This is a genomic window from Microbacterium sp., from assembly GCF_036277215.1.
Taxonomy (GTDB): domain Bacteria; phylum Actinomycetota; class Actinomycetes; order Actinomycetales; family Microbacteriaceae; genus Microbacterium.
This window is the reverse complement of sequence record NZ_DASUNI010000128.1, coordinates 1-10469: the sequence shown is the minus strand read 5'-3', so window position 1 is coordinate 10469 and position 10469 is coordinate 1. Positions and strand designations below refer to the sequence as shown.

Annotated in this window: 9 protein-coding genes and 1 pseudogene; 4 read left to right on the top strand and 6 right to left on the bottom strand. The window is 68.6% G+C overall.

The annotated features are described in order from the left end of the window. Positions 1-192: pseudogene (locus VFX99_RS06590) on the top strand (hypothetical protein); the annotation flags it as partial. A gap of 75 nt (positions 193-267) precedes the next feature. Continuing rightward, entirely contained in the window at positions 268-654 is a 387-nt protein-coding gene (locus tag VFX99_RS06585; RefSeq protein WP_329665515.1) for a DUF2255 family protein, read from the top strand. Positions 655-697: 43 nt separating this feature from the next. On the opposite strand, the gene VFX99_RS06580 is transcribed toward VFX99_RS06585, so the two are convergent. From VFX99_RS06580 to VFX99_RS06570, 3 genes are all read right to left on the bottom strand, one after another. Further along, positions 698-2740 (bottom strand): vWA domain-containing protein, encoded by a 2043-nt coding sequence (locus VFX99_RS06580; RefSeq protein WP_414684329.1) that lies wholly within the window; start codon positions 2738-2740, stop codon positions 698-700. A 36-nt stretch (positions 2741-2776) separates the two neighbouring features. Beyond that, on the bottom strand, positions 2777-4168 hold the full coding sequence (locus VFX99_RS06575; protein WP_329665513.1) for a sigma 54-interacting transcriptional regulator: 1392 nt from the start codon (positions 4166-4168) through the stop codon (positions 2777-2779). Between the two features lie 377 nt (positions 4169-4545). Then, positions 4546-4707, bottom strand: a complete 162-nt coding sequence (locus VFX99_RS06570; protein ID WP_329665512.1) for a hypothetical protein — start codon at positions 4705-4707, stop codon at positions 4546-4548. Positions 4708-4842: 135 nt separating this feature from the next. On the opposite strand from VFX99_RS06570, the gene VFX99_RS06565 reads away from it, so the two are divergent. After that, positions 4843-5046, top strand: a complete 204-nt coding sequence (locus VFX99_RS06565) for a cold-shock protein (RefSeq protein ID WP_056118089.1) — start codon at positions 4843-4845, stop codon at positions 5044-5046. Between the two features lie 173 nt (positions 5047-5219). On the opposite strand, the gene VFX99_RS06560 is transcribed toward VFX99_RS06565, so the two are convergent. Beyond that, positions 5220-5549 carry a DUF4190 domain-containing protein gene (locus VFX99_RS06560; protein WP_329665511.1) on the bottom strand — a complete coding sequence of 110 codons (330 nt, stop codon included), beginning with the start codon at positions 5547-5549 and terminating at the stop codon, positions 5220-5222. A 144-nt stretch (positions 5550-5693) separates the two neighbouring features. Here VFX99_RS06560 and VFX99_RS06555 point away from each other — a divergent pair, with 144 nt between their 5' ends. Continuing rightward, a complete protein-coding gene (locus VFX99_RS06555) occupies positions 5694-6230 on the top strand; it encodes a hypothetical protein (RefSeq protein ID WP_329665510.1) in 537 nt (178 codons plus the stop codon). Between the two features lie 40 nt (positions 6231-6270). On the opposite strand, the gene VFX99_RS06550 is transcribed toward VFX99_RS06555, so the two are convergent. Continuing rightward, positions 6271-8571, bottom strand: a complete 2301-nt coding sequence (locus VFX99_RS06550) for an NEW3 domain-containing protein (RefSeq protein ID WP_329665509.1) — start codon at positions 8569-8571, stop codon at positions 6271-6273. Between the two features lie 106 nt (positions 8572-8677). Next, on the bottom strand, positions 8678-10390 hold the full coding sequence (locus tag VFX99_RS06545) for an ABC1 kinase family protein (protein WP_329665508.1): 1713 nt from the start codon (positions 10388-10390) through the stop codon (positions 8678-8680). Positions 10391-10469: the final 79 nt, after the last annotated feature.

The window sequence follows — 10469 nt, the reverse complement described above, 5'->3', positions numbered from 1 at the left end:
CTCATCGGCCTCATCATCGTGAAGAGCCGACGATTGCACCTGGTTCTGGCCGGCATGCTGGCGCTGTTCATCGGTCTCGTCATGTTCACCACGGCGGACATGGACCTGCCGTATCAGGGCGCTCTCGCGGTCAATCCGGGCGCGTTCGAGCGCGTGGTGGACCAGGTCGAGCGGATGGAAGGCGGGCCGTAGGCGTGTCGAGCACCTCTCAACCGTTCACGGGGCTCCCGGTGGCGGATGGGGAGCGGGCAGTTGAGAATGATGGGCATGACCGCGAGCGCGCCGGGCGGGACGTGGACTGTCGCGGACCTGCGACAGCTTGCCGCCCTACGGGAGCTGGAGATCTCCGCGGCGAAGGTCGACGGTGGTCACGGGCGCTGGAGGCCGATCTGGGTCGTGGTCGTCGAAGGCGAGGTCTTCGTCCGCACCTGGCACCGGCGCAACACAGGCTGGTACGGGGGGGCGGTCAGGTCCGGGCGGGCGCGGATCCGGATGTCCGGCGGCGATCCCGTCGACGCGGTCGTCACGCCGACGGGCGACAGGGCTGCCGACTCCGTCGGCGCGGCATACCTCACCAAGTACGGGCCTGGAGCGCAGTCGATGGTCACGGCCGAGGCCGCCGCATCGACTTTGCGCCTGATGCGCGCGTCCTGACCGGGGCACGCGTAAGAAGCGCAGCGGGGCCGCGCGGCGCGGTCTACCACCAGGATCTGCCGCGCAGCATCTCCCCGAAGTCCTCGGGCGACCCGCGACCGGCCTGACGCGAGCCGAGGTAGCTCTCCACGACCGCTCGCCCCAGATCGTCGAGCTCGGGAGCGACGACCTGGCCCCCGGCGCGCCGCGCGAGCGCATCGATGAATCGTGCGAGGCCCGGGTCGTCTCCCAGTCGGAAGAAGGTCGTCTGCGCGCCGAGGCGCTGCACCACGTCGAGCTCGCGCACGGTGACGGCCACCGTGCGCGCATCGGGCGGGTAGGCGAAATGCACGGAGCCGTTCGGGTCGAGGTGCGACGTCGGCTCGCCGTCGGTGACGATGAGGAGCACAGGCTGCGCGGTGGGGTTGCGCCGGAAGTGCCGACCTGCGAGAAGCAGAGCATGGTGCAGGTTGGTGCCCTTGTCCCACACCGCATCCTTCGCTGTCAGCTGCTCGATCTGCATCACCTCCGCATGTCGGGCGAAGGCGATCAGCTGCAGACTGTCGCCGCGGAAACGGCTCGAGATGAGGTGATGGAGGGCCAGAGCGGTTCGCTTCATCGGCACCCATCGCCCGTCCATCGCCATCGAGAAAGAGGTGTCCACGAGGAGGGCGACGGCTGCCTGCGTGCGTTCCTCGGTCTCGACGACCTCGACGTCCCGTGTCTCGAGTCGCACGCCTGCTGATGCATCCGCACCATCGGCGACCGTGCGCAGAACGGCGTTGGACACGGTTCGTGGGATGTCCCACGCTTCGGTGTCGCCGAAGGCCCATTCGCGAGTGGAGCCGGTGCGGTCGCCTGCGGCGCCGGCGTGACGCGTCTCACGACGGCCGATACGCCCCGACTGACGTGTGGCGATGTCCCGCAGGAGCGCGCGGCCGAGCTGGCGCATCGCGCGGGGGGTGAGCCTCAGCGCACCGTCGGACGCACGATGCAGCATCCCGGTGTCCTTCAGCTCCTGCTCGAGGTCGCGCAGGGCGCGGGCGCTGACGGCGGCATCGTCTCCGACGAGGCGCCCGAGCGCATCGACGTCGATGTCGTCCATCCGGGCGCCCGGGTAGGACTGGCCCAATTGATCGGACAGCGAGTCGAGATCGGACAGCTCCTGCATGATGCCGGTCGCCTCACCGAGACCCGTCGGCTCGTCGCCCGAGAAGGATGCCGAGCCGCTCCAGTCCTCACCCGGTCTGAGCGAGCGCAGGTTGTCGTCGAGCCGCGACAGGGACTGCATGAGGTCCGGCGACCCGAATGCCTGGGCGGCCAGGCTCATCAGCTCGTCGCGCTGCTCCGGGGTCATCGAATTCAACATGCGTTGGGCCGCGGCCGAACGCTCGGCGAGGCTGTCGAGCAGTTCGTCGAGGTTCTGTGGATCCTCGGGGAACTGATCGCCGTGCTTCTGCATGAACTCGTCGAAGTCCTCGGGCGTGTCCTCCCCGAGCCGGCGCTTCTCGAGCAGGTCGTTCAGATCATCGAGCATGTCGCGGATCGCCTGGCGGTCGGCATCCGTCGCAGTCTCGAGGGCGTTCTTCATGCCCGCGAACCGCTGGTCGAGCAGCTCGCGCCCGAGCAGCTCCTTTATGCGCTCGTAGTCGGCGCGCGCAGCGGGACTGCGCCACTCGTAGTCGGAGAGGTCGTTGACGGCGGCCGCAGTGCTGGGCGGCAGATTCTCCAGCCGCATCTCGGCGAACGACCGGTCGTCGTCGTCCATGTCGACGTCGCGGACGAGGTGTTTGCGCTCCTCGAGGACGGCGTGATCGAGCAGCCGGCGGACCTCTTCGAGGGTGCCGTCCAGCCGGTGACGGCGCACGAGGTCGGCCCGTCGTTCGCGCACCCGCCGCGCCAAATCGTCGAGACCCTGCTGATCGCGGGTGCCGCGGCGCAGGTACTCGCGCATCGCGCGCTCGGCAGATGTTCCGGACATGACATCGCGCCCGATCGCCTCCAGCGCCTCCTGCACGGGGACGGGTGGGGCGAGCGGATCCGGGCCGCCGGCGTAGCGGCCGTACCGATTCGTGTGCGCAGGCACGCGGTGGAATCCGCGGACCATCAGCAGCGCTCCCATCTCGGCGGGCGGGCGCTCGTCTCAGCCATACACGGTCTCCCCCGCGGCGCTGTCCTTGCTGATCCGTCGCTCCAGGTAGAGCGCCTCGAGCAGCAGCTCGAGCGCACCTGCCCGCTCTCCGGGGGTTCGCGCCTCAAGACGCTCCGAGACCTCGTCGTAGAGATCGGACTCGCCGAGCACCGGCATCGCCGCGAGGACAGCGGCGGCCGGAACCTGTTCGCCGGTCATCACCGTGGCTCCGTCGTGCAGCGCGTCCACGAGCGCTCGGGCGTCGATGCCGCGCAGATGCGTGCGGGCGGTCTCTGCGACCGCCGTGCGCAGCAGATGCTCGAGTGTGGCGCGCTCGCGTCCCTCCTCACCGGTCTCGAACTCGATCTTGCCGCCCAGCACGTCGACGGCGGTCTCCAGGTCGACCGGCCGCGCGACCCCGACCTCTTCGTGCTGACGCGTCGCGCGGTGCAGCGCGGCTGCGGCGATGGTCTCCGCTCCGGCGATCGCGAAGCGAGCCGACACGCCGGCACGCTGGTCGACGGCATCCGACTCGCGCAGGTTGCGGGTGAATCGCGCCAGCACCTCGAGCAGGTGCGCGGGGACTGCCGCCACGAGGTCCGCCTCCTGGCGGATGACCGCGACCTCCTCCTCGATCGTGTGCGGATAGTGCGTGCGGATCTCGGCGCCGAAGCGGTCCTGCAGCGGCGTGATGATGCGACCTCGGTTGGTGTAGTCCTCGGGGTTCGCGGTGGCGACGACGAGCACATCGAGGCTGAGGCGCAGGACGTAGCCCCGGATCTGGATGTCGCGCTCCTCCATGACGTTCAGCAGCGACACCTGGATCCGCTCGGCCAGATCAGGCAGCTCGTTGATGGCGACGATTCCGCGATGACTGCGAGGGACGAGGCCGTAGTGGATCGTCTCGGGATCACCGAGCGAGCGGCCCTCGGCCACCTTGATCGGGTCCACGTCACCGATCAGGTCGGCGACAGAGGTGTCCGGCGTGGCGAGCTTTTCGACATAGCGCTCGGATCGATGCCGCCATTCCACGGGCAGGTCGTCGCCGAGTTCCGATGCGCGGCGAAGGGATGCCGGCGTGACCGGATGGAACGGATGCTCTCCCAGCTCGGAACCGGCGATCACCGGTGACCATTCGTCGAGCAGGCCGGCGAGACTGCGCAGCAGACGCGTCTTGCCCTGGCCCCGCTCGCCCAGCAGCACGATGTCGTGTCCGGCGAGAAGGGCGCGCTCCAGCTGCGGGATGACGGTTGTGTCGAATCCGTGGATGCCGGGCCACGGATCGCTCCCGTCGGCGAGCGCCGACAGGAGGTTCTCGCGCAGCTCGACGCGCAGCGGCCGGTAGGTGTGCCCCGATGCGCGCAGCTGTCCGGTCGTGGTGATCGCGGGTGGCGATGTTGTCATGACGAGAGAGTAGGTCGACTCCGGTGGCATGTGGGCCGGATGCCAGAATTTCGATCGGTGGCACCCGACAGCGCACGAATCGGGAGACACGCACCGGCGTTTCGTCTCGCTCTTCGCTCGCTCAACGACCAGAGATGGCGCTGGCACGCACAGCAGCCGCTCCCAGGTGAGGGTGGGTGGGACGTGGTACGGTGAAGCCAGCCCACTCGGGACTTGCGTCGTCACCCTCTGCCTTCATAGTGGAGTATCAGACAGCCTGACGCCTGGATCGTCTGACCGACATCCACCCTGACCCTTCGAATCCCGCGCACGAGCGTCTGTATCGCCGCGTATCCCTGAAAGACCTCTTGACCTTCGTCACCCGCATCACCGCTTCATCACGACCGCCGCTCGATTGGCGTCACGCTGACGACGATGTCGCCGTCGCCACGACCGGCGGCGAGTACGCCGGCTTCGTCGGCATCGCTCCGCTCGGCTATGAAGCGCACGGCGCGCGCGGCGAGCACCTCGGTGTGCACGACACCCCGGCTCTCGCTCACGCGGCGGTCGCGGCGTCCGTCACACGAGTGGCGCCCTCACCCGCGGGTCCCCCGCGCCTCACCCGTCCGCTCCGCACACTGCGGCGCGGCACCCCTGGTCGCTCACGCGGCCCGAAAAGTAAAAGGAATGACACGATGGCCACTGGCACCGTGAAATGGTTCAACTCCGAAAAGGGCTTCGGCTTCATCGCGCCCGACGACGGCGGAGCCGATCTCTTCGCGCACTTCAGCGCGATCACCGGAGACGGCTACAAGGAGCTCCGCGAAGACCAGAAGGTCGAGTTCGAGGCCGAGCGCGGCCCGAAGGGCATGCAGGCCGCGAACATCCGGCCTCTCTGATCTTCCATCGGCCGGGGCGGCACAGTCGCCTCGGCCGACCACCACGTCGTTGAGTCAGCTCGCGAGATTCGATCTCGCTCGGCTGCACGAACGACCGGTGACCCACGGATGCCGCGAACCCCAGGGGTCGCGGCATCCGTGCTTCTGCACGGACCGGTCGAACGATCGGATCCCTAGAACCCCTGCACGAAGGTGCTGACGATCCACCCGACGGTCGTGACGACGACGATGCCGAGCGCGACGTAGCCGGTATACAGACCCGTGATCGCGGCCGCGCGACCGATTCCGCCGATCTGTCGAGATCGGGTCAGTGCGACGTGGCCGAAGGCCACCGCGAGGACCGCCGGCACGATCGCCACCAGCGCCGCGAGCACTCCCACGACGGGTACCGGGCTCCACACCCCCGTTGCGAGGGCGAGAAGACCCAGCACGAGCGCCGCGACCGCCGTCCCGTTGCGCGCCGGCTTGCCGGTCCTCGGGTCGACGTATCGCTGCTTTGCCACGCCTCACAGTAGCCCGCAGGCGACAGATGGCCGTCGAGGCACACGATCACGCCGGCGTCACGATTCCGTATCCGTCCACCGCAACCGCCCGCCGTTCCGCCGGTCTCCCGCTCGCGGGACGTAACATCGAACATGGCGCACGCGATGAACACCGGGACCATCGTCGCAATCGTCGGTGAGCAATCCGAGGATGCCCTGGCGGCCCTCGACGGCATCCGTGGAGTCGAGGTGCTCGAGCTTCGAGACAGTGAGCCGGCTCTCGCCGCCCGGCGGATCGCCGCTGCGGGCACGCCCTGGATCGTGCACGACGCAGATCCGCTCGAACATGTGGCCGCGGCGTGGGTGGAGCTCTTCGAGGAGCGATCGACCCTGGGGGCTCTCGAGGTCGAGGTCGAAACGGCTCTCGCGATGTTCGAGGCAGGCTCTGCGCTCATGCCCGACTACTACATCGTGCTCGAGCCGCAGGGCGCACCGGACACGTGGCGGCACTGGTGGTGCGGCGCGCTCGGGCACCATGCGCCGCAACGGGTGCTGGCCTCACCGGCTCCCACCACGCCACGGGATGCCGCCCTGCGACGCCTGCTCAGCAGGCTTCCGTCGTCGCGCCCCTGGCCCGATCCGGCATCGTGGCTGCCTCACCTGCCGTTCGAGATCCCCGACCGCGTCGGGCTTCGCGACTGAGGCCGCTCGTCCTCGACGAGCGGCCTCAGTCGCGCCTGGATCAGCGGTTGTGCGGCACAGTGACCTGGGTCGGGGCCGTCGACGAACCGTTCGCGCTGTCGACCGCTCCGACGGTCAGCGTGTAGACGCGTCCCGCAGGGTCGTTGCCGGTGCGCTCCGCGCGCAGCTGCGCCGCCTTCGGAGAGATCACCACCCAGTCGGGTGACGTGTTGCCGTCGCCGTTCCCGTTGACCGTTTGGTTGCTGGTCACGCTGAGCGACACGGTGGGAACGCCGCAGTTGTCCTCCACGGTGTAGTCGAGGGCGACATCGCGCATCTTGTGGTTCGCGGGCCACAGCGTGGTGGGCGTGCGGGTCAGGTTGCTGATGACCGGCGGCGGGTTGGATGCCTCGATCTGCGCGGACGCCGTGTTGTCGGACGGGTCGTTGTCAGCGGGATTCGAGGCGACCGCCGCGCTGCCCGAGAGCACCGTCCCGTCGGCCACGGAGCACGGAACAGCGACGGTGAAGTCCGCCGTCACGAGCGCACCGGGTGCGATCAATGGGAACGTGGCCGTCGTGGTGGCCGCGGAGGTTCCGGCCGGCGCGGTGAAGGTGACCGAGACGTCCTCCGCAGGCATCGGCGACGTGTTGCGCACCGTCGCCGTGAAGACTGCGTCGCTTCCGGTGAGCACGGGGTCGGGAATCGCTGCGAGCGACACGGACAGATCGGGCTTGGCCGCTGCCGCAATGAACGCCGCGATGCGCTGCGCTGTCGCCCAGTCGAGTTCCGGCCCCCCAGATACGGCGCCCCCCTTGTCGGTGGACAGCACCGCCTGGAACTTGATGTTCGCCCAGTCGTCGAAGCCGGTCAGCGTCGACAGCTGCGCGACGTCGCATCCGACGAAACCGAAGTCGTTGACGTCGACCGACACCGGGTTCTCGATGATCGGGGCGCCGCCTGCGTCGGTGTTCCCATTCCAGTTGATCGGACCGTTTCCTGGCGCAGCGTCGGAGGTCAGTCCTCCGTCGTTGGTCCAGATCGTGCCGTCCGTGCCGCCCTGGATACCGAGATTCTCGTTGAGGACCGACTCGTCGAGCGGCGCGAGCGTGTCAGGCGAGAAGTCCAGTCGCAGTCTGGCGTCCGCGACGCCGTTGTTGTCGGTGTCGACGTTCGGGGCCGGCAGGGTGGGGTCGGGGATGCCGCCCGTCTGGAACAGGTAGCTCATCGCGCTGAGATAGTTGGGCTTGCAGTTGTTGAGAGCATCGCCGGTGTCGCCTCCGTGACCGAGGCGCAGCGCATGGCCGAGCTCGTGCACATGCGTGCCCGCCTGCTCGCGCACCGACCCGACATTGTTGGTCCACCCGCCGAGGCTGACGATCGTGTCTCGACCGCTGTCGGAACAGCACAGCCCCGAGCTGCCTGTGTCGGGGGCGGGCCGCTGGTGAGTCCACAGGCTGTAGTGCAGGTAGGGACGCAGATCGGCGCTGAAATTGGCGTCACGCACGGCCTGTCCACCGTTGCTCCAGTCCAGCAGTGCCTGCTCGGGGAGCGCGTCGTCGACGACAGACAGGAAGTCGATTCCGGTCGCCGGATGGTTTCCGGGGTAGGGGCAGTCCGGTGGGGCCGCCACCGGCGCACGGTCGAACATCGCCTGGGCCTCCGCCAACGCTGCGGGAATGGGCCGGTGAGTGTGACCGTCGGCCGCGCCCTCCATGTAGTCGATCTCGGTGATGATCGACGGACGGCATGGATCGGAGCCCAATGCGGCCAGGTTGAGGACCAGTGCGCCGTCGGCGTTGCGGATTCCCAGCAGCTCGATGCCGTCGGAGATCCCGTCGCCGTCGAAGTCGCCGCCGTTGTCGAGCAGGACGTCGAACGTGACGGCGACATTCCCCCCGCTGCAGAAGCCCGTGCTCGGAGCGGTGTCACCAGTCCATCCGCCGCTGTCCAGGTCGAGGGTGATGTCGATGTTGTCATCGCCCGGGTCGCACGCGTCGAGCAGGTCATCACCCGAAGAGTCTTCGTCATCCCAGATCTGGATCGAGATCGGAACCGTGGTCGTGGCCGCAGGAACGGTCCGTGTGAACTCCCAGTTCGGACGAATGTCGGGCGGATCCGGGTTGTTGACGTAGCCCGACTCCTGGCGAGGCTGACCTGCGATCGAGACGCTGGCGTAGGGATCGTCAGGACAGGGCACGAGGTCTCCCTCATCGCACGCGACCTCGACGACGCGCAGGATCCGCACCGTGACGCTGATCGGGTCCGCGGCGTTCGCCGCGGGAGCGATCAGCAGCGATCCGACGAAGGCGAGGACTGCGGCCAGAGCGACGCGCGCGCGCATCGGACTGCGGTGATTCATGATCTGTCGACCTTTCCTGCACCGCATCGCGGGCCGATCCCGCCTCTGGGCAGCGCTCAATCCGTAGAGCGCGGTCGACCGCGTGGTGATACACGCGGATCCGAGCTCACCCGGGGCCGCGCCGACCGGCGAAACCGGCGAACAGGGCGTGCAGCAGTGGCAGGGCGGACACCGCGATGAGAACCGTGCCGATGACGGCGTCCTCAGCCCGAACCAAGATCCCGCCGATGAGCAGGGCGGCGAATAGCACTGAGGAGACGACCCGTCGCCCCGTCCGCTCCAGACGACCGATCCGACGTTCGAGGCGGGGATTCTGCGTCGCGACCCTGCCTTCCTCGATCCGCGTCGTGAGATCGTCCAGCCGCTGAGGCAGTCGCGCGACCACGCCAGACACCGCCAGCGCCTGCTTCGCGAACGCCTGCAGCACGTTGCCGCCCTCTTCCCGGATCAGCTGCTGGGCGTACGGCTCGATGGCGTCCCAGATGTTGAACCGGGGGTCGAGCGCGCTGCACATGCCCGAGGTCAGGCCCATCGCACGGACGATCAGCAGGAAGTTCTCCGGCAGCTGGAAAGGCAGCGATCGCACGACGTCGCCGAACTCCAGCGCGAACTCGCGGAACTCCCGCGGATCCACCTCCTGCAGTTCGGCGAAACCCATCCCGCCGAAGCGAGCGAACAGCTTCGTCATCGCACGCTCGAGCTCCGCGGTATCGGCCGAGGGCAGGATCACGCCGACCTCGCGCATGCCGTCGACCATCCCTCGGCCATCACGCGACGCGGCCGCGACCAGCACGCGTCTCAAACCCCGGCGCAGGGCTTCGGGCACCTCGCCCATCATCCCGAAGTCGATGAACGTGAAGATCCAACGCCGGCCACCGGATGCCGCACCCGCGGCATCCGGTCTGTTCATGAGCGGCGTGACGAAGACGTTTCCGGGGTGCGGGTCGGCGTGGAAGAACCCGTCGTTGAACACCTGGTCGAACATGACCGCTGCGAACTCCGCAGCCACCTCCGACGGGTCGATGCCCGCGGCCCGCAATGCCGCGACATCGTTGATCTTGATCGCCGTGACGTCCTGCAGGGTCAGCACACGTCGCGTCGTGCGCTCCCATACGACCTCCGGCACGGCGACGCGGGCGTCGTCGGCGAATTCCAGCGCGAATCGCTCGGCGTTGGCGGCCTCGTGCAGGTAGTCGATCTCCTCGAGGCTGGTGTACGCGAACTCCTCGACGAGGGCGGGCATGTCGACGCGTGTCGAGACCACCTTCACGCGGCTCAGCCACCGCGCGACCCGGCGCAGCGCACGAAGGTCGACGTCGACGACCTGCTGGATCCCCGGCCGCTGGATCTTCACGACGACGCCGGTCAGACCCGCATCGGGGGCATCGGCATCCGACAGGCGGGCACGGTGGGCCTGACCCAGGGATGCCGCCGCAACCGGCACCGGGTCGACGAACGCGTACGCCCGCCCGAGGGGCACTCCGAGCTCCACCTCGGCGAGCTGGCGGATCGCCGGGAACGGGACGGGCGGCACCTCGTCCTGAAGCCCTTCCAGCTCCTTGGTGATCTCGGGCGGCAGCACGTCCAGACGGGACGACATGAACTGGCCGACCTTGATCATCAAGCCGCCGAGATCGACCGCCAGTACGTGGAAACGCTGGGCGAGCCGTCGGAGGCGGGCCGCCCGGCCGCGCGCCGCGATCCGGGCGAGCCCGAGCCGCGGCAGGAACAGCTCGTACCACCACGCCTGCACCATGTACAGGGCCGCGAACCGCAGGATCCGGCGGTAGCGGGCGCGCATGTTCCCGACGTCGGCCATCTGAGCTCCTTGACGCCGACGTGCAGCAGGCAGCGGGTCAGTCCTGAGCGAGGATGGAGAAGATCTTACGGCGCGCCTC

Coding starts and splice junctions, on each gene's coding strand:
- VFX99_RS06585 (WP_329665515.1), top strand. CDS start 268: ATGACCGCGAGCGCGCCGGGCGGGACGTGGACTGTCGCGGACCTGCGA.
- VFX99_RS06580 (WP_414684329.1), bottom strand. CDS start 2,740: ATGGTCCGCGGATTCCACCGCGTGCCTGCGCACACGAATCGGTACGGC.
- VFX99_RS06575 (WP_329665513.1), bottom strand. CDS start 4,168: ATGACAACATCGCCACCCGCGATCACCACGACCGGACAGCTGCGCGCA.
- VFX99_RS06565 (WP_056118089.1), top strand. CDS start 4,843: ATGGCCACTGGCACCGTGAAATGGTTCAACTCCGAAAAGGGCTTCGGC.
- VFX99_RS06555 (WP_329665510.1), top strand. CDS start 5,694: ATGAACACCGGGACCATCGTCGCAATCGTCGGTGAGCAATCCGAGGAT.
- VFX99_RS06550 (WP_329665509.1), bottom strand. CDS start 8,571: ATGAATCACCGCAGTCCGATGCGCGCGCGCGTCGCTCTGGCCGCAGTC.
- VFX99_RS06545 (WP_329665508.1), bottom strand. CDS start 10,390: ATGGCCGACGTCGGGAACATGCGCGCCCGCTACCGCCGGATCCTGCGG.